Source organism: Pelotalea chapellei (assembly GCF_018531195.1).
Taxonomy (GTDB): domain Bacteria; phylum Desulfobacterota; class Desulfuromonadia; order Geobacterales; family Pseudopelobacteraceae; genus Pelotalea; species Pelotalea chapellei.
Map to the genome: position 1 here is coordinate 1 of NZ_JAHDYS010000017.1, position 18,466 is coordinate 18,466.

At 52.5% G+C, this 18,466-nt stretch carries 22 protein-coding genes; 16 read left to right on the plus strand and 6 right to left on the minus strand.

Translation table 11 applies throughout. The features are described 5' to 3' along the window. Positions 1-284: 284 nt before the first annotated feature. The 4 genes from KJB30_RS15085 (at position 285) to KJB30_RS15100 (ending at position 4,181) form a co-directional block, all read left to right on the plus strand. The gene (locus tag KJB30_RS15085) at positions 285-1,808 is read left to right on the plus strand and encodes a DUF2284 domain-containing protein (RefSeq protein ID WP_214300824.1); all 1,524 of its coding nucleotides are present in this window, start codon (positions 285-287) and stop codon (positions 1,806-1,808) included. 101 nt (positions 1,809-1,909) lie between these two features. After that, a complete protein-coding gene (locus KJB30_RS15090) occupies positions 1,910-2,227 on the plus strand; it encodes a type II toxin-antitoxin system MqsR family toxin (RefSeq protein WP_214300826.1) in 318 nt (105 codons plus the stop codon). Next, positions 2,220-2,633, plus strand: a complete 414-nt coding sequence (locus KJB30_RS15095; protein ID WP_214300828.1) for a type II toxin-antitoxin system MqsA family antitoxin — start codon at positions 2,220-2,222, stop codon at positions 2,631-2,633. Before KJB30_RS15090 ends, KJB30_RS15095 begins: the two co-directional genes overlap by 8 nt. A 60-nt stretch (positions 2,634-2,693) precedes the next feature. After that, complete coding sequence (locus KJB30_RS15100; protein ID WP_214300829.1) at positions 2,694-4,181, plus strand: leucyl aminopeptidase; 1,488 nt, start codon at positions 2,694-2,696, stop codon at positions 4,179-4,181. Between the two features lie 398 nt (positions 4,182-4,579). On the opposite strand, the gene KJB30_RS15105 is transcribed toward KJB30_RS15100, so the two are convergent. After that, entirely contained in the window at positions 4,580-4,948 is a 369-nt protein-coding gene (locus KJB30_RS15105; protein ID WP_214300831.1) for a sll1863 family stress response protein, read from the minus strand. 332 nt (positions 4,949-5,280) lie between these two features. Here KJB30_RS15105 and KJB30_RS15110 point away from each other — a divergent pair, with 332 nt between their 5' ends. From KJB30_RS15110 to KJB30_RS15125, 4 genes are read left to right on the plus strand one after another with little or no spacing between them, the layout of a single operon-like run. After that, entirely contained in the window at positions 5,281-7,020 is a 1,740-nt protein-coding gene (locus tag KJB30_RS15110; protein ID WP_214300833.1) for an ATP-binding protein, read from the plus strand. After that, positions 7,017-7,403, plus strand: coding sequence for a response regulator (locus KJB30_RS15115; RefSeq protein ID WP_214300835.1), 387 nt, complete (start codon positions 7,017-7,019; stop codon positions 7,401-7,403). The genes KJB30_RS15110 and KJB30_RS15115 overlap by 4 nt, the downstream gene beginning before the upstream one ends. 4 nt (positions 7,404-7,407) lie before the next feature. Next, positions 7,408-8,079, plus strand: a complete 672-nt coding sequence (locus KJB30_RS15120; protein WP_214300843.1) for a hybrid sensor histidine kinase/response regulator — start codon at positions 7,408-7,410, stop codon at positions 8,077-8,079. Beyond that, the gene (locus KJB30_RS15125; protein ID WP_214300845.1) at positions 8,051-9,100 is read left to right on the plus strand and encodes an ATP-binding protein; all 1,050 of its coding nucleotides are present in this window, start codon (positions 8,051-8,053) and stop codon (positions 9,098-9,100) included. The genes KJB30_RS15120 and KJB30_RS15125 overlap by 29 nt, the downstream gene beginning before the upstream one ends. A gap of 104 nt (positions 9,101-9,204) precedes the next feature. On the opposite strand, the gene KJB30_RS15130 is transcribed toward KJB30_RS15125, so the two are convergent. From KJB30_RS15130 to KJB30_RS15140, 3 genes are read right to left on the minus strand one after another with little or no spacing between them, the layout of a single operon-like run. After that, entirely contained in the window at positions 9,205-9,804 is a 600-nt protein-coding gene (locus KJB30_RS15130) for a transglutaminase-like domain-containing protein (RefSeq protein WP_214300846.1), read from the minus strand. Positions 9,805-9,834: 30 nt separating this feature from the next. Beyond that, positions 9,835-10,743 (minus strand): DMT family transporter, encoded by a 909-nt coding sequence (locus KJB30_RS15135; protein WP_214300847.1) that lies wholly within the window; start codon positions 10,741-10,743, stop codon positions 9,835-9,837. 43 nt (positions 10,744-10,786) lie between these two features. Beyond that, positions 10,787-11,725 (minus strand): DMT family transporter, encoded by a 939-nt coding sequence (locus KJB30_RS15140; RefSeq protein WP_214300849.1) that lies wholly within the window; start codon positions 11,723-11,725, stop codon positions 10,787-10,789. Positions 11,726-11,863: 138 nt separating this feature from the next. Here KJB30_RS15140 and KJB30_RS15145 point away from each other — a divergent pair, with 138 nt between their 5' ends. From KJB30_RS15145 to KJB30_RS15155, 3 genes are all read left to right on the plus strand, one after another. Beyond that, a complete protein-coding gene (locus tag KJB30_RS15145; RefSeq protein WP_246545728.1) occupies positions 11,864-12,208 on the plus strand; it encodes a type II toxin-antitoxin system RelE/ParE family toxin in 345 nt (114 codons plus the stop codon). Continuing rightward, a complete protein-coding gene (locus KJB30_RS15150; protein WP_214300851.1) occupies positions 12,198-12,512 on the plus strand; it encodes a helix-turn-helix transcriptional regulator in 315 nt (104 codons plus the stop codon). Before KJB30_RS15145 ends, KJB30_RS15150 begins: the two co-directional genes overlap by 11 nt. Before the next feature lie 121 nt (positions 12,513-12,633). Then, positions 12,634-14,070: a B12-binding domain-containing radical SAM protein gene (locus tag KJB30_RS15155; protein WP_214300853.1), complete on the plus strand. Its 1,437-nt coding sequence runs from the start codon at positions 12,634-12,636 to the stop codon at positions 14,068-14,070. 133 nt (positions 14,071-14,203) lie between these two features. Here KJB30_RS15155 and KJB30_RS15160 read toward each other — a convergent pair whose 3' ends face one another. Then, positions 14,204-14,719 carry a rhodanese-like domain-containing protein gene (locus tag KJB30_RS15160; RefSeq protein ID WP_214300855.1) on the minus strand — a complete coding sequence of 172 codons (516 nt, stop codon included), beginning with the start codon at positions 14,717-14,719 and terminating at the stop codon, positions 14,204-14,206. Positions 14,720-15,075: 356 nt separating this feature from the next. Between KJB30_RS15160 and cobC the strand changes: the two genes are divergently transcribed. Genes cobC through KJB30_RS15175 form a run of 3 tightly spaced genes read left to right on the plus strand, consistent with a single transcriptional unit; the run spans position 15,076 to position 16,360 of the window. Next, positions 15,076-15,687, plus strand: a complete 612-nt coding sequence (gene cobC, locus KJB30_RS15165; RefSeq protein ID WP_214300857.1) for an alpha-ribazole phosphatase — start codon at positions 15,076-15,078, stop codon at positions 15,685-15,687. 2 nt (positions 15,688-15,689) lie between these two features. Beyond that, positions 15,690-16,004: a YajD family HNH nuclease gene (locus KJB30_RS15170; protein WP_214300859.1), complete on the plus strand. Its 315-nt coding sequence runs from the start codon at positions 15,690-15,692 to the stop codon at positions 16,002-16,004. Between the two features lie 2 nt (positions 16,005-16,006). Continuing rightward, a complete protein-coding gene (locus KJB30_RS15175) occupies positions 16,007-16,360 on the plus strand; it encodes a rhodanese-like domain-containing protein (protein WP_214300861.1) in 354 nt (117 codons plus the stop codon). A gap of 108 nt (positions 16,361-16,468) precedes the next feature. Here KJB30_RS15175 and KJB30_RS15180 read toward each other — a convergent pair whose 3' ends face one another. Further along, complete coding sequence (locus tag KJB30_RS15180) at positions 16,469-16,843, minus strand: hypothetical protein (RefSeq protein ID WP_214300863.1); 375 nt, start codon at positions 16,841-16,843, stop codon at positions 16,469-16,471. Positions 16,844-16,993: 150 nt separating this feature from the next. On the opposite strand from KJB30_RS15180, the gene KJB30_RS15185 reads away from it, so the two are divergent. Further along, positions 16,994-17,764 carry a DUF4350 domain-containing protein gene (locus tag KJB30_RS15185; RefSeq protein ID WP_214300865.1) on the plus strand — a complete coding sequence of 257 codons (771 nt, stop codon included), beginning with the start codon at positions 16,994-16,996 and terminating at the stop codon, positions 17,762-17,764. 56 nt (positions 17,765-17,820) lie between these two features. Further along, entirely contained in the window at positions 17,821-18,261 is a 441-nt protein-coding gene (locus KJB30_RS15190) for a ComEA family DNA-binding protein (RefSeq protein WP_214300867.1), read from the plus strand. The last annotated feature ends 205 nt before the right edge of the window (positions 18,262-18,466 follow it).

An 18,466-nucleotide genomic window follows, 5' to 3' on the forward strand; every position in this document is an offset into this window, starting at 1 on the left:
GCCATGATCAGGGACAACCGCCGCTGGAACGATAGTTTTTATGCTTTCACTTGACAGAGAACACGGTTGCTCCGCGGTGCTTCCTGCGGGTGCGACGATCTGACTGCTTTTGAGCAACGTGAATTTCTAAACTGCCTGATAAGTCGCAAGTCAATGTATCGCGGATACGGCGGTTTTAAGCGGATCTTCATCTTTTATTCTTCGTCCTGATCCGCCGTTATCCGTGCTTTTATCCGCCTTTTCCGCGTTCTATTGCTTTTTGTTTTTAGAAATCTCGAGGTGCCATGAAAATCTCCCCAGCCGACAATTCCTACGCCACCTTCTGCGACCTGACCACCGGTTACCGCTTGTTCTACCTCCTGCGTGAGGCGTGCAATGCGGGGATCATCGACCGGGTGGCGGAGCATGCCTGTACAACCGAAGAGCTGGTGAAGCAGTGCGGCCTGCGGGCGGAGGAAGGGGGGCGCTTCGTCGAGTCACTGGTGAATGTGGGATTGCTGGAGCGCTACGACGGGCAGCTGTACCTCTCCCGTTTTGCCGCTACCTACCTCGCCAGCACCAGCCCCGAGAACCAGGTGCATGTGCTGGAATTTGAAGAACTGCTGATGGAGAACTGGGGCCAGCTGGGGAAGGTGCTGAGGGATGGTCAGGGCTCGCTGATCCAGGAACGTTCCCCGGATGAATACCAGCGCCGGCTGAACCTTTTCCAGGGGGCCATGGCCGAGGCGGCCCGGGTCCGCGCCCGGGAACTGTGGGAAGCGCTGCCCGGACTGCCGGAAACCGGACTGATCATCGACATCGGCGCCGGTGACGGCAGTTATCTGCATGAGTTTCTGACAGGCCACCCCGGCTGGCAGGCGCTCGCCTGCGATCTGCCCGATGTCTGCAACGCGGCGCAATCGGGCTCCACCCACCCTAACCTGCGCTGGCACCCCATCAATATTATTGCTGAACATGAACTGGGGCAGCTCGTGGAAATGCAACGCGGCCAGGCCTCACTCGTAGTGCTCTCCAACCTGATCCACTGCTATTCCGCAGAGGAGAACAGCAACCTGCTGGCCCGCCTGGCCCAATTGACCACCGCCGACGGGATGGTGATCGTCCATGATTTCTATACCGACGGCAACGGCTTTGGCGCCATGTACGACCTGCACATGCTGGTCAACACGTTCAACGGCCGTTGCTACACCATCCCGGAGACCGCCGACCTGTTGCAGCAGGCCGGACTCCCCCAACACACCGTGCTGGAACTCCCCTCCCGCTCCCATGCCGTTATCGCCGGCCGAAGCAGTTCCGTCGAAGCGGGCACTTCGCTCCACCTCCTGCGTACCACGGCCCGTCAGCTCGGCTTTCATGCAGCGGTGGACCTGGACCCGGTCGTCATTACCATCGAACCGTGGGTAAAAGCCAAATGTTCCTATGGCTGCTCGCAGTACGGCAGAAAATGGAGCTGCCCGCCCCATTCCATGGGGAGCGAGGAATTCAAGGAGCTGCTGGGGTGTTACTCCCGCGCCCTGCTGGTGGCCGGACAACCGCCGCTGCGCTCATTTCAGGAACAATTACTGGAGCTGGAGAAAGCGGCATTTCTGGGCGGATTCAAAAAGGCGCTGGCCTTCAGCGGCGGTCCCTGCTGCTGGTGTGAAACCTGCCCGGAAGATCGCTGCACATTTCCGGAAAAGCGCCGTCCCTCGCTGGAATCCTGCGGCTGCGATGTCTTTGCTTTGGCCGAAAGGGCGGGAATTAAGATGGGACCACTGAAAAATAGCGATGACTTTGTGCAGTATGTGGGATTGCTGCTGGTGGAATAAATGTCACGTTCATCTTCAGAAAACCCTTAAGCCTCACCTCACTCCAGCAGTCTCTCCAAGATCATTGCCAGCCACACCACTATGGTGTATATAATTTTCCTATGACCGGAAAGCGTAAACCTACATATGATCTTGATGCGTTTAAGGCCACTTTTGATCGTGTCGAACGTCTTGCTGTTACCGGCACGGCGCTTCGCAACGCTGCCGCGCTTGGATGTGGACGTACCGAGATTGTGAACATAATCCAGACGATGCAGCGAGGACATTTCTATAAATCTATGACTGCTTATGCCGATTCCCGGCTTTGGCAGGACGTATATCACGTTCCGTCTCCGGTGGGTCTGCTGTATGTTAAGTTTACCGCGGATGCCATTACCGAATTTCTGCTGTTGTCGTTCAAGGAGAAAAACAATGACTGATCCCGTTTGTCCTGAAACTGGGGCACCAATGCATCGCGGGGTGCGGCCGATGATTCTTACCTACAAAGGGAAGAGCATCACCTTTGACATGCCCGGCTGGTATTGCGATCAATCAGAAGAAAGTATTCATACCGGCGAGGATATGAAGATTTCAGACAGGATGTTGAATCTTCTCAAGGCTCAAAGCGAAGGACTGCTTGAGCCGGAGGAAATTCGCCGTATCCGCAAAAAACTTCATCTCTCTCAGGAAGCGGCAGGCCTCTTGATCGGCGGTGGCCCCCGCGCCTTCCAAAAATACGAGAGTGGCGATTTGCTGCCCAGCCGAGCTGTCAGCAGCGCACTTATCTTGCTGGATCATGACCCGGAGGCGTTGGCAGTGCTCACTGCCCACAGAAAAGCAGCTTGAATTGGTAAAGCCTGCGCAACACAATGTTACCGGCACTATTCAAACACACGGGAGAACAATATGAAAATCGACCTTATAGTCGCACAACCGCTCAAACACTCAACCCCTGCGCTGGTCATCGGCTGTTGGGAAGATAACCGGGATGACCTCTTTGCCCAGTGCGACGCTGCTCTAAACGGCCTGCTTGGCCGGCTGGCAGAAAACCGCGAGTTCTCCGGCAAGGCCAACTCCACCCATCTGGTGCACACGCTGGGCAAACTGCCGGCGGAACGACTGGTGCTGGTGGGACTGGGCAAAAAGGCAGAGCTGAATGATGAGCGCATTCGTCAGGCGTCCGGTAATGCCGTGCAGGCGCTGCGTGCGGCCCGGATCGCGTCCTTTTCCACTGCACTGCATCTGGCAGGCAAAGAGACACCTGCGGTCGAGGCGGTTTGTGAGGGCACCCTGCTCGGCAGTTACGCCTTTGAGCACTACAAGACCAAGGACAAAGAGGAACGTTTCAGCTATGAGGCTATGACCCTGCTGCTGAAAAGCGATACCGTCAACCAGGACCGCGCCCGGGTTGAGCAGACTGAAATAATCTGCCAGGCAGTTCAACTTGCCCGCGACCTGGTCTCGCACCCGGGCAACGTGGCCACCACCGGTTATCTGGCCGACACGGCGCGGGAACTGGCTGAGCGCCACCCTCTCAAGTGCTCCGTCCTGGAACTGGACGAGCTGGAAAAACTCGGCATGAATGCTCTCGTGGCTGTCGGCAAAGGATCACATGAGCCGCCGCGCCTGATCGTGCTGGAGTACCATGGCGCTGGAGGCAAGGATCGTCCGGTTGTGCTGGTCGGCAAAGGGGTCACCTTTGATTCAGGCGGGATTTCCATCAAGCCGGGGGCCGGGATGGAGGAGATGAAGACCGACATGGGGGGCGGAGCGGCTGTGCTGGCAACCATGCAGGCTGCTGCCGGCCTCAAGCTGCCAATCAATCTGGTGGGAATCATCCCGACTGCGGAGAACATGCCCGATGGCAAAGCCTACAAACCGGGCGATGTACTGACTTCCATGTCCGGAACAACCATCGAGATCACCAACACCGACGCCGAGGGGCGCCTGATCCTGTGCGACGCACTGCACTACGCCCAGAAATACCGGCCGGCAGCGATGGTCGACCTGGCCACCCTGACCGGCGCCTGCGTGGTAGCGCTGGGACACCTGGCCAGCGGCTTGATGGGAAATGATCAGCGTCTGGTGGACGCGCTCAAGCGGGCGGGTGAGCGCTGCGGAGACAGAGTCTGGGAGTTGCCTCTCTGGGACGGCTACGGCGAGGCCATGAAGAGCGACATCGCCGACCTGAAGAATGCCGGCAGCCGCGACGGCGGCAGCATTACCGCCGGATGGTTCCTGAAGCAGTTTGTCGGCAAAACCCGCTGGGCCCACCTGGACATAGCCGGAACCGCCTGGAGCGACAAAGCGCAGCCCTGCTGCCCCAAAGGGGCTACCGGAGTTGGCGTGCGGCTCTTGATCGAGTATCTGAGGGAATTGACCAAGGGGAAATGAAGGCTATCGTGAAGCTGAAAAGATTTTGTCTCACGCAGAGCCGCAGAGTAACGCAGAGAAAGGCGATGCGACAAAAACCTATCTTAGCCTCACGAAAAGGCCGGATTTACAAACAATAATCTTAATCGAAGTTGTAGTCGAGAAGCTTAAAGTCTTGTCTCTCGTAGTCGCAGAAAAAACGCTGAGAAACGCATCAAACAGAAAACATCTTTAGCTTCACGAAAAGCCCCGATTTTTGAACTTTGATTTTTAACCGTGAGGTCATCGTGAAGCTAAAGATTCTTAAAGTTTTGTCCCCTTCGCTGAGATTCACGATTTAGAATTAGTAGGGCTGTAAAATCCGGCCTTTTCGTGAGGCAAAGAAAGCTTTAATCAGACTACTCAACAGTAAACCTTTCTTACTCCTCTTTCTGCGACCGTTCAATTGCCCGCTGCATGTCCGCAAGCGTCGCTTCAAACTCCTGCCATGCCTTCTGACCCGACTCACGCAAGCGAACAAAATCCTTCTTCAGTTGTTGCTCTTTTAGCCGCAGCTCGGGGAGCTTCTTTTTAAACTCGGCCTGTGCCTCTTTACGCGCACCCTTCAGCGTCTTCTCCAGACGGTCCAATTGCCGGTCAATCTCGTCAATCTTCTTCTCCAGCCGTTCGTTCCGTTGTTCCGATTCTTTCGTCTCCGCAGGATCAGCGGGAGGATCGGCTGCCCTGACGAGCGGAGCGGAGTATGCCAGACAAACAGCCAACAGGAGCAGTGAAAGTATTCTTTTCATGGTTTTCTCCTCAATTCAAGGGTGTGGTGTCTCAAAGCTTATCAGATGCCTATGATCAGTCGAGAGTGCATTCACACCTGATCTTCCCAAATTGACACGGTATCCGCCTTTGCTGCAATCCCGGACAACTTTAAAATAAAAGTTTTTCATAGTGATATTGACTTTTAGTGTTGTATTTGCTACCTCCGTGAACATGTATTTTAATGTGTATCGCTTGTTTCGGAGCATATATGTTGTTTGCGTCAAAAAGTGATGCGGCGCTGTAAAGGCCTCGGGTTCCCTAGCGGAATTCGGGGCCTTTTTGTGTCTATTGCAAGCTGAACGAGGTTGGAATGAACTTGATCGGATACAGATATGCTGTTGTTGTGCTGATGACCGTCCTGTTGGCGTCAATCATTGCACCGGTATTTGCGACAGTGCAACAAACGCCCCCGCCGTCAATAAAGTTGACGAACGAAGAAAAAGAGTGGCTCAAGGCTCATCCAGTCATAAGGGTTGTTTCGGATCCGCTACGCGGACCACTGGAGTTTGTAGATGAAAACGGCACACCCAAGGGAATATCCGCCGATTATCTCAAGCTTTTGGAAAAGATGCTTGGTATCCGCTTTGATATCGTCCGTGGCGGCTCGTGGGTAGGGATGGTCGAACAGTTGAAACGCCGGGAACTGGACATGATCACCGGCTTCACCAAAAGCGAAAAGCGCAGTGAATATGCGAATTTTACCAGATCGTACATTTCGTCGCCCTATGGCATCTTTACCCGCCAGAATATGCCTTATATCTATTCCCTTGAAGATCTGAAAGAGAAAAAAATCGGGATTGTGGAAGGCTATATTATCAATGAGTATCTGAAAAAGGATCATCCAAATCTAAAGCTTGTTATCTGCGAAAACGTGGTCGATGGTTTGAAAAGATTATCGGACGGCCAGATAGACGCCTATCTCGGCAACACGCTTACTACCGGGTTTTACATAGCACGTTTGGGGATGGGGCATATAAAAGTGAGCGGGATGACCCCCTACCGCACGGAGGAATCCATGGCCACCCGCAAGGACTGGCCCATTCTGGCCTCAATACTCGACAAGTCGCTCAACGCCATTCCGGATGCAGAAAAAAACAATATTTATACAAACTGGATCTCCGTAAAATTCGAACAGAAGATTGATTATCGTCTGCTCTGGAAGATAATGCTCGGAGCAATTCTGGTGGTAGGGCTGCTGATTTACTGGAACCGACGTCTGGGGAAAGAAATTGCCATTCGCAAACAGGCAGAGACAGCGCTGCAGTCCAATCAGGCGCATCTTGAACAGTTACTTCTGGAGCGCACAGCCCGCGCAGCCGAGTTGAGCGAAGCCAAGGAGCGAGCCGAAACTGCCGACCATTTGAAATCGGCTTTTCTGGCAACCATGTCACATGAGTTGCGCACCCCGTTAAACTCAATCATTGGTTTTACCGGCATCTTGCTCCAGGGGCTGGGCGGCCCGATAAATGAAGAGCAGGTCAAGCAGCTCGGCATGGTTAAAAAGAGCGCCAATCACCTGCTTTCACTAATCAGCGATATTCTGGATATTTCAAAGATAGAGGCGGGGCAGTTGACGGTGGCATCCGAACCCTTCGACCTGAAAGAGTCAATTCTCAAGGTCACCCAAACCGTCCTTCCGCTGGCCGAAAAGAAGGGGCTTGATCTTTCCGTTGATGTGGCTGGAGATGTGGGCAATGTCTGTGCGGATATCCGCCGGGTAGAGCAGGTATTACTCAATCTTCTTAGCAATGCGATCAAGTTTACCGAAGAGGGTAGTATCTCACTAAGATGTGTACAGGAGCCTGAAAAGGTCGTGGTAACTGTAGCGGACACCGGCATTGTCATCAAGCCGGGTGACATGGAATCCCTTTTCAAGCCGTTCCGTCAGATAGATACCGGCCTCAGCCGCAAATACGAAGGCACCGGTCTGGGACTCTCGATTTGCAGGAAACTGGTGGAATTAATGGGTGGAACCATGCTGGTTGATAGCTGCCCGGGAAAAGGGAGTACCTTTGGTTTTACCCTTCCATTTAAAAGGAATCAGGCATGAAAACAAAAATTTTGTATATAGAGGACAATGAGCAGAATCTGTATCTGGTGACCTTCATGCTGGAGAAACATGGTTATGAGGTGTGCGCCGCTGCTGATGGGCGGGAAGGGATTGATCTGGCTGCCAGATTAAAGCCCGACCTGATTTTGTTGGATATTCAGCTGCCAGGTATGGATGGCTATGCAGTTGCACGGCATCTCCGTACAAATCCCGATCTGGCAGATATTCCGATTGTTGCCGTTACTTCGTACGCCATGGCCGGAGACCGGGACAAGGCTCTTGCGGCCGGGTGTACAGGGTATATCGAAAAACCTATAAATCCCGACAATTTTATACAGCAAGTGGAACAGCATCTCCCCCAGTCGTTCCTAGTGAGGAATTAAGATCATGCAAAGAGTGTTGATTGTGGATGACATTGCCGACAACCTGTATTTCCTTGAAGCTCTGCTAAAAGGAAACGGATATGACGTGAGTGCTGCGAACAATGGCGCAGAGGCGCTTGAGTCGGCAAGAAGCAATCCCCCCGATCTGATCATCTCCGACATTTTGATGCCGGTGATGGACGGTTATGCTCTTTGCCGGGAGTGGCGCTCGGATGTGCTCCTCAGCCAGATACCATTTATTTTTTATACAGCCACATTTATCGAGAAGAAAGACGAAGAACTGGCGCTCAGCCTGAAAGCAGACCGCTTTGTCATAAAGCCGCAAGAGCCGGAAGTATTGATGAACATCATTCGTGAAGTACTGGCCACCCCCTGCGCTTTTATGGATAAAGGTAACGCTTCCAGTGCTTCCGACGAAGAAGGTGTTCAGAAAGGATACAGCGAGGCGCTGTTCCGCAAACTGGAAAAAAAGATGCACGATCTTGAACAGGTTAATCAGGAGCTACGCCAGACTATTGCCGATCAGAAGCGCCTTGAAGAGCAGCTGCGCCAGGCTCAGAAGATGGAGGCAATCGGCCGTTTTTCCGCTGGAATAGCTCATGATTTCAACAATATTCTGACTGTTATCCTTGGATATGGTGCAATGAATGATACAGACGGAGATGTCGAGCGATAATCCGCAACGGGACAAGATGGGTCAAATTTTGAAGGCGGCTGAACGTGCCACTAACCTGACCCGCTCTCTTTTGACGTTCAGCAGAAAACAGGAGCTTAAACTGGAGCAGTTTGATCTGAACGATACTATTAAGAATGTGGAAATTTTTCTTCGGCGTGTCATCGGTGAAGATATCAAGCTGATTATATCTCTCAAGGAAGATAATTTCAGAGTTGCAGCTGATAAAGGACATATTGAGCAGGTACTGATGAATCTGGCCGCAAACGCGCGGGATGTGATGCCGGAGGGGGGCATCTTTTCAATCAGCACCGATGTTATTGAGATGGACGAGACATTCATAAAAATGCATGGCTATGGTGCACTGGGGCGTTATGTGGTGATCTCCGTCGTCGATACCGGCGTCGGCATGGATGAAACCACCAGACAACGTATATTTGAACCCTTTTTTACCACCAAGGAAACCGGACGCGGGACAGGTTTGGGACTCTCGATAGCCTACGGAATCATACAGCAGCATAATGGTCATATACATGTCTACAGTGAACTGGGACAAGGCACGACATTCAAAATTTACCTGCCGCTTATGCAAAGGGATGCTCATTCAAGCGATGTAAAAATAAGCCTTCAAAACCAGGTGATACCGGGTGGTCGTGGAACAATATTGGTCGTGGATGACGAAGCCAGCGTAAATGATTATCTTAAAAAGTTTTTGACGGATCTGGGATATGTGGTTTTATTAGCCCGGGACGGACAGGAAGCAATCGATATTTTTCGTGCCCAAAAAGACGAAATAGATCTGGTGTTAATGGATGTTGTCATGCCTAATATCAATGGCAGTGAGGCTGCCACAGAAATCAAACGTTTGTCTCCAAAGGTTAAAATTATTTTTACTAGCGGTTACCCCTATGACCTGATTAACGAGCAAAAGCTGTTTACAGAAAGTTCGCGAATCCTTATGAAACCGCTGATTCCAACTGAACTGGCAGTAACTTTGCGGGAAATCCTTGCCATACCTAATTGAAGCAGATTTTCTGGCCGCTTTGACAACCGCTCGACGCTCCCGACCTCCGTCACTTTGGCCGACCCCTGCCGGAGGATTGTTTGAATCGCCAGCAGTCCCGGCAATTACAGGGACTGTGGCAAATCAAGCCACAACTCTTCCAAGGTCCGATGCTCCCTCAGCCTGCGCACCACACTGTCCACCGGTGCCGCAAAAATCGCCTCGTAGATAAATTCATCGGCCGCAAGGTCCATGGCAAAAGCGAGCTGCTCTTTCTTTATGCTGAACTGGGCATTGATCCCGTTGGTATTACCCCGCGCATCGACCCGAACCCATTTGTCGAGCGTAGTGAGGTAGATCGCATTAAAGCCGTGCAGAACGTACTCGCTATCATCAGGTGGATTCAGGCGTAAAACCTGGTAGCAGAAACCGGCGGGTATATTCACCGCCCTGAGCAGGGCGGCCAGGAGGTGGCTTTTTGCGAAGCAGATCCCGGTACCGTGTTGAAGCACTTCACTTGCCGTGCAGGTCACAATGTCGAGGCCGGCATCATTGGTATGAGGAATGACGTCTCTGACCCATTCATACAGACAGCGGGCCTTGGCAACCTCATCCGGTAAGGACTGGGTCAGTTCCAAAGCCTTCTGTTGAACAGCCGGAGACCGCCAGTCAATGATCGCGTCGGAAACAAGATAATCTTTCAAGTCATCAGATTCAGGGTACATACAATCCTCTTTTTATCCTTTGTTGAAAAATCAATTTATCTCAAAAGTTTCAAGATTCGACTCGCGTCGCCCCCTCTTCGAAGCCCCCCTATCCATACGCCAGCCAGTTATCACACTGGCCGCCGCCACTGAACCGATAATCAGGAAACCACCAAGGAGAGACTGTGCCGAAGGCACTTCCCGCAGCAGCAGAAAGACCCAGACCGGGTTAAACACCGGCTCGATCAGGGCAATCAGATTTGCCGTAACAGCCGAAACACGTTTGATGCCGTATGAAAAAAACAGAGTTGCCAAGCCGATCTGCAGTACGCCGAGCACAACGATACTGCCGACAGCGGCCGGGGTAATCCGGGGAACAGGGAGGAAGACTGCAACACTTAAGGCGATTATGGCTGTAATTGCATGGGAAGCCATCAGCGACTGCAGAGGGTTGCCCTCCTTCTGCATGCGGGTGAAGATGAACATCAACGCAAAGGTAACTGCCGACGTGAGCGCCAACATGTTTCCTAAAAGTTGCCCGGTAGAGAGGCGGTCAAAGAACAGCAGAGCCATTCCGACCGGCGTCAGCAACAGAGCGATGACCTGTTCCCGCCGGACATGCTCCTTGAGGATAAAGACCCCCAATATGGCGGTAAAAACCGGCGCCAGGTATTGCAGCAGAATGGCATTGGCCGCCGTAGTGGTCTTATTGGCGGATATAAAAAGTAGCATGGTGGCAGCATTGGCCAGAGCAGTCCCAACCAGCGGCCACGACCATGTCAGCCTGACGGAGCGGGCAATGGCAAACAGAAACAGGAAAGCGATCAGGCTTCTCATCCCTGCAATCAGGAAAGGGTTCCAATCCAGAATTTTGATGAACAAGCCGGCGACGCTCCAGAGAAAAGCGCAGGCCATCATGGAGAGTGTGCCCAGCAAGGCGGGCGAGAAACTGGTATTCATTGCAAGACCTTTAATTGAATTGTGGGATTGACTGAGGAAGGCATTATTTCGCTGTTTGCATTCGAGTGTACGCCACCAATCCTATGATAGTCAGGGCAACTCCCGTCGTTCCGATGGAACCTGGGAAAACACCCTGCAGAAAAATTATCTCTCCGGCAAGCGAAAATATCACTTCCATGGATTGGGTGGCATCGACTGCGGCAATTTCGCTGGGACGGACGCACAGATGCCTGGCATAGAGAAAGATGGTCGTGGCGATAACACCTGAGAACAGCGCTACCAGTGCAGTGCTGATCAGCTGACTTGACGAAGGTGGCGGTGGTGAAGCGACCAGAATGAGCACAATCCAGAATGGCACTGACCCGATGGTTAAGAGTAACACTCTGGCAAAACTGTCTTTAACTACCCGGCTTTCGATGTGCGGAATACGTCCATTTTTCCCTCGCACCGCCTCCCACACCATCTGATTGCCTGTCGGATATGCGAATGCGGCGACCAGAACCGGAAAAGCGGAGAGCATCACTTCACGAACTGTGGCCGAAGCGGCATATTCGACGTTCACCAGCAAAATGCCGGTGAAGATAAGAGCAATAAGCAGCAGCCCCCTGGTGGGAACCTTTCTGCCGAACATCATGAGAACTACCGGAGTGGCAAGGATAGTCAACTGCCAGGTAGTCGCGACAATCCACCCGGCAGCGTAGGAGGCACCGAAGCTCAGCAGAGAATAAAATATCCCAAAGCCCACGCTTCCCGCCATAATCCAGAACAACCAGTGCCGGATAAAAACTTCTTTGATATCAGCCAGGTATTTGGACCCTTTTGAAAAACCGATCCAGATACTCAAAAAAACAAGCATATATCCGAACCGCAGACTTGAAGTCCATACCCAATGCCCCCCGCCCAGGCTCATCGCTCTGTTTAAGATAAATGTGCTGCTGAAGAATAAGGCGGATAACGTCCCAAGAAGAATTAGTCTAACCACTACAACTCCTTACGGAAGGCATGCTTTAAATATATATTTTTCATAAGAGCGGGTGGTCACCTGTGCTTCACAATATAGTGGACTGGCTAGGAAACAACTTCACACTTCATAATTCTTTACTTTTATAACATGAATGTTATGATCGACATCATGGTTTACCATCTTTCATACTACAATGAAACTGTAGAGACCGAACTTGATGCTTGGCCTGTCGGTTTGCGTGCTCGATTTCGAGCACTGACCGTACGCATGGAAGAAAATGGTCCCAACTTGGGAATGCCGCATACACGGGCGCTTGGCAATGGCCTCTTCGAAATCCGCGCCAAGGCAGAGGAAGGAATTGGAAGAGTTTTTTTCTGCACAATGGTCGGGCGAAAGATCATAATTCTACACAGCTTCATCAAAAAAACGGATAAGACACCAAAACGAGAATTAGATATAGCGCTTACCCGGCAGAAGGAGGTAGTTAATAATGAGCTATAAACCTGTTTCGTACGACCCCAAGAAAAAATTGGAAAAAGACCTGCAAGATCCCCACTTCAAAAAAGCATGGGAAGCCTTGGATGATGAATTTGCCGCTTTGGATGCACTGCTTGCAGCACGCAGGCAGGCAGGCATGACACAGGAGCAGGTGGCAGCTAAAATGGGCGTTTCACAGCCATCCTTGGCGAGGGTTGAAGCCTCGCTCGGCTCTCACCGTCATTCACCGTCTCTGGAAATGCTCCGAAAATATGCTGCCGCCGTTAACTGTAAGCTTGAGATCAGGCTGATACCACAGCACTCGTAGTATCCTGCGCTCTGGTAGAGGGCAAAAAGAGGGGAGCCCTCTTTGCCCTCTCATAATACTTTTCTTTTTTTGTTTCCCAATATTCCGGCAGATCCCAAACCTTTCTCTAATTACCGAATCCATGAAAATCCTCATTGTTGAAAACCCACGACCTCTCACTTTCGCGCATTACAACGACGTGGCCAATGCCCCGCTCTCTGCCAGCCTGAACAGCGGTTATGCCCTGGCTATCGCCCGTCAGGCCGGCTGGGACGCGGCCCATCTTGATTTCACCTCCAGCACTGAGACGCCGAAGAGACTTGCCACCACAATACTGGCTGAGGATGCAGATTTGGTCCTCTTCCATTGGGTCTATTCCTGGGGGCATGAGCGGATCGTTCGCGAAGTGCTTGATCTGCTGCGCGAAAGCGATGCGCCGCTGGGAGCCTTCGGCCTGTTTCCGACGCTCTCCTGCAACAGACTTCTCCAGTACGCCCCCACGCTGGATTTCATCCTGATGGGCGAGTTCGAAGCGACCCTGGCCGAGTTGCTGGCCACCTTCAGGCCAGGCGACCTGCAACCGCTCCCCGGCCTGGCCCTGCCCGACGCACCGTTCATCCCCCGGGCTCTGATCGATGATCTGTCACTGCTGCCGGTGCCGGACGACGTGGGGGCAAACTGCAACTATGCCAGCATGAACATCGCCGCCAGCCGCGGCTGCCATGGCGATTGCAGCTTCTGCTTCATCAAGCCCTACTACGGCTGCAGCCGCCGTCGGGTACGCACTCCAGCTTCGCTGGAAAGGGAATTGACCCAGCGCATAGGGCGTAGACAGGTTGACAGCCTCTATTTCATCGACCCGACCTTCATCGCCCCCGGTGAACGGGAGCGCGAACGGATCATCGCCCTCAGCCGCATCGCCCGCGCAGCTGGCCTGCCCTTTGGTTTTGAGACCAGAGTGGATACGGTTGAAGAAGGGCTGCTGAAAACTTTGACCAAAAACGGGGCTACTTCAGTTTTCCTTGGGATCGAGTCGGGCTGCGATGCCGTGCTGCGGCGCATCAACAAACGCATCACCAAACAGCAGGTCAGCGATGCCGTGCGCATCGCCCAGCGCTGTGGTCTGCAACTGAACATCGGCTTTATCATGTTCGAACCCGATTCAACTTTGGATGAACTGGAAGAAAACTATACATTCCTGGAGGAGTTGGAGCTGCTGGATGAGCCTGATATGACCGTCAACCTACTGTATCACAATCAGATCGTGCTGTATGGTTCCCCTGCCTGGAAGCGCTTTGAAGCGGAAGATCGTCTGTTGGTGGATGAACATCTCCCGTTCGAAGCGCGCTACCGCTTCCGGGACGAGCGGGTGGGACTGGTTTGTGCCGCGATGGGGCGGCTGGCCTATGAATATTTCAGGGGTAGCGATCGGTTGCAGGGCAGCGCCAGCCAGGGGAGAGTGAACAATTCCCTCAAGGAAGCCTTCAGTTCATACACCCTGGCCGCAGAACGGGGCCAGACGGAACAGATTGCCGAGCTGGAAGTTTTTTTTGCACAACAGCTGAAAAATATAGAGTAATACCGGAGGTAAAATGAGGGGGCGGCCTGACCGTTTCGAATGCAACAGGCAGAAATATAAATGGCCCTTCCTTTATTCCGACCAGCCAGGAATAAAGGAAAGGGCCAGATAGTTACAAGAGGATATTGGGATGTCAGATGCCGGCAGGTGCACTCTCAACGGAATATTTTGCCGCTACCCAGTCCACCATGCCGCCCCTGAGCCAGCGAACATTGGTGTATCCCTGTCTAATGGCGAGGATGGCTGCCTTATAGGATCTCCACCCGTTGATGCCGTTACTGTAGAAAACGATAGTGGCGCTCTTGGTTGCGGGGAGGGCAGTAAGGTCGAACTGATCGAGGGTGGCGTCGAAGGTGGTGGTTTTCAGGCTCCGCTGCGTGTAATGCACGTTAGCGGTTCCGGGGATATGACCGGCGCTGTACGCGCTGGAAGAACGGACGTCAAAGAATACGGCTGTTTTAGCGTCGAGGAGGGTTTTGGCGGCACTGGCAGTGATAACTGTGCCTCCAGGAAGAGTGGTCGGTGTCGGGATTACGGTCGTGGTCGTGGTCGTAGTTGTGGTTGTCGCGGCGCTCGCCGGGCCTGACCACGTCATGCAGAAAACTGACAACGCAAGAAACAGCACCAGTGATAATCTTGTCCAAATCATTCGTATTTCTCCTTTCACATCACCTATGGGGTTTTATACTGCCTCGGGACTGTCACAACGGAGTCCCTGAACAGTTTTTGGATTAGCAGCTTCAGGCAGGACGGCTCAATTTATAGCCTTGAGGGGTGGGCAAAAGTCTGTATCACGTACCACAAGATAAAATTAATTTCAACCCATTAATTATTTGTTGTTTACACTATTTCTTTTTCTTGTTCCGAAGCCCGCGAGGAGGGACGTAAATCGGGTCATGAAGTCCCCGCGCTGCAAAATCGATTCCCGCACACCCTCACTTGAGTTACAATCATTCATCCGGCCAGCCCGGCCCTTATGGGAAAAAGATCCGAGAGGAACAATCCATGACACCCGCAACACGCATCCACCTCGTCCGCCATGGCCAAGTGGCAGGATACGACCAACCCCGCTACAACGGACAGACCGATGTCGCCCTGACCGACCTTGGCGTTGAGCAGTACCACCGCCTGAAGGAACATCTGGCTGATGTGCCGCTTTCCGCCTGTTATACCAGCGATCTGTCACGCTGCACGATCGGTGCTGAAATCCTCTGCGGAAAACTCGCCGTCGAGCCGGTCAAACGCAAAGAGCTGCGCGAACTGAACATCGGCATCTGGGAAGGAATGACCTGGAGCGAGATTACCGGGCGCTGGCCAAAGGAGTGGCAGGCCCGACTGGCGGACCTGGTTAATTATCGGGTGCCCCAGGGAGAGAATCTGCTGGACGTGCAGGCCAGGGTTATGCCGGTGATCAGCGAGATAATCGACCGGCATAAGGGGCAGGAGATACTGGTGGTGGGGCATGGCGGCGTCAACCGTGTCATTCTTCTGAATGCGATCGGTGCACCTCTTAAGGGGATGTTCAATATCGAGCAGAACTATGGCTGCTATAATATCATTGACTATTATGCCGATGGCCGCGCCACGGTTAAACTGCTCAACCAGCAGGTGGCCTGACCATGGCCCGCGGACCGAAAACAGTCAAACTGCCCAGCGCTGAAGAGGCTGCCGCGCTTCTGAAAAAAATGCGCGGCGAAGTGGACAGCAACAGTAACTACCGGACCAAATCGCTGAAGATCCATGGACCGGTCTGCGCAAAGTGCGGCCGCGAGTTTGATGCCGCCAATCTGAACCAGCTGACCGTGCACCACAAGGATGGCAACCACCACAACAATCCCCCCGATGGCTGCAACTGGGAGAATCTCTGCATTCACTGCCACGAGGACGAACATAGCCGGGACCTTCTCGGTGACTACATCTCTGGAAAGGAGTGAATATGAAGTTTTTACGGGGTTTCATCAGCATCATGATGGTCTGCGGGCTTCTCGCAGGAAATGCAACGGCAGCAGAAAAGGCTACAGCTCAGCCGGTTGTCGTTGATGTACGATCGCAGCAGGAATGGTTGACAGGTCATCTGGAGGGAGCGGTATTGATTCCCCACGAGCAGATTGTGGAGGGAATCGCGAAAGTGACCAGCGACAAAAAGGCAAAAATACTGCTCTACTGCCGAAGCGGCAGACGCACGGCCATTGCCATTGATGAGCTCAAAAAGAATGGCTATGAAAACCTGATCAATTTGGGCAGTATTGAAAATGCTTCCAAGGAACTGGGCAGAGCGATAGTAAAGTAATCGCACAAGGTCAGATCAGACTAAAAAAGGCCGTTCAACCTTCCCAAAGGAAGAAGTTGAACGGCCTTTTTATTTTCTGCTTGAATTAACGCCAGACAAGGGAACTTTTTATGCCTGTCCACCCGCACTGCTATTTTCAAAAGCGCTGCGAGCCTTGAGCATCTCTTCCATCTCACGCAGTTTCTCACCCATCCAGGCATGGAACACCTTTGCATTTTCATAGCTCATCACCACGCCGGTATCGATGAAACGCACCATGCTGTTTGCCAGATCACTCGGCTCCATACTGGTCTCGCGGCCGATGGCGCCTTCCGAGGTGATTTCATGACTGATGGATTCGGGCAGCGGCTGGCGTTCGAGATAAAAGTTCACGATCATCTCGCCGCGGGGGGAAAACCCGCCCTGGGCTCCATTGACATAGGTAGGGTTGTATCCATAGTTAAAAACGTACTTGAATTTAAGTTCCGGTTTTTTGTGGCTCATGTGATCTCCTTGTATGTGATGTGTGACGTATGCTCCGTCAGTGGTGGTGTTATGTATCATATTACCCGCTAATCATGAAAATAAAACTTGCAAAAATGACCTCATCGGACCATAAAGGACAAAATGAGTCTTATTACTGGAGGCACACATATGAACCGCACAATCCGGAAAATCCCCATCCTCCTTCTCTCTATGTTGTTTCTTCTGCCGCTGAATTGCCTGGCCAAAGACGATGCTCCGCGGATCCTCTTTGACCAGGGCCACAACCAGCGTTTTCTGATCGGAGAGAAAGGTGAACTGCAGCTTTCCAAACTGGCCGATACAGTCCGGAAACAGGGAGCCCAGGTGAATTCAACCACTTCTCCCCTGAGTAATGAAACACTCGGCAACTGTGAGGCGCTCGTCATCTCAGGCCCCTTTGCAGAGTTGACCTCCGAAGAAAGCGATGCTGTGCTCCATTTCTTGGAACGCGGCGGCCGGCTGGCTGTAATGCTGCACATAGGACAGCCGGTTGCCGGCCTGCTCGCCCGGTTGAATGTCGAACATTCCAATGCGGTATTGCATGAGCGCCGGAACATCCTCGACATGGACATCAACTTCACGATAAACGATCTGAAGAAAAATCCTCTGTTCAACGGTATCAGCCAGTTTTCCGTCTATGGGGCCTGGGCGCTCAATCCAGGTCCCGGCTCAACCGCCATTGCCAGCACCTCGCCGGAAAGCTGGGTTGATCTGAATGGCGACAAGACTTTTTCAAAGGATGACGCCAACGGTCCTTTTGCCCTGGTTGTTTGGGGAAACAAAGGGAAAGGCAGTTTCATCATTTTTGGTGATGATGCGATTTTTCAAAACCGGTTCCTCGATAAGAACAATGCCGCGCTTGCCGTTAATCTTGCCGCCTGGCTGGCACACAAAAATTGACACATTGGATATCTGGCGATATAAGGCTATTAATTAACCTTAAAAGGAGAATCATCATGAAAAAAAGCTTCGTCAGATCCGCCCTCGCAGCAGTAGCCCTCATCATGTCAGCGAGCCTCGCCATGGCCGTGGACACAACAACCAAAATGCCTGACGTGAAAGGTGCAGCAAAAGCCACTGCAGACAGCGCCAAAACAGGTGCCAAATCTACAGCCGACACAGCCAAGGGCAGTGCCAAGGGTGCTGCAGCCGATGCCAAGGCAACTGCAACCGACACCAAAGACAAAGCTAAAGCCGCCGCAACCGCTAAAGTGGTTGACATCAATACCGCCACTGCAGCCGAGTTGAAAGCTGTCCCCGGCATTGGCGACACTTACGCATCCAAGATCGTTGCTGGCCGCCCCTATGCCAACAAGGCTCAGCTCAAGTCCCGCAACATCCTTCCTGCGCCTGTGTATGAGAAGGTCAAGGACCTGATCGTAGCCAAGAAAAAATAAATTCATAGCCGCATACCTGAACCACCGGGACATCCAGTAATGGGTGTCCCTTTTTTTGTGCCTCGTTCGACTGCGGCGCCTAAAACTGCTCTCTCGCCAATCACGCATCTTCAATGATAGTATTAGAGCACAGCCAGGAGGTGCGTCATTCAAGGTTTTCCACTTCTGATACGCCTGATTACCATATTCTGTTTTGCCTTCCCAC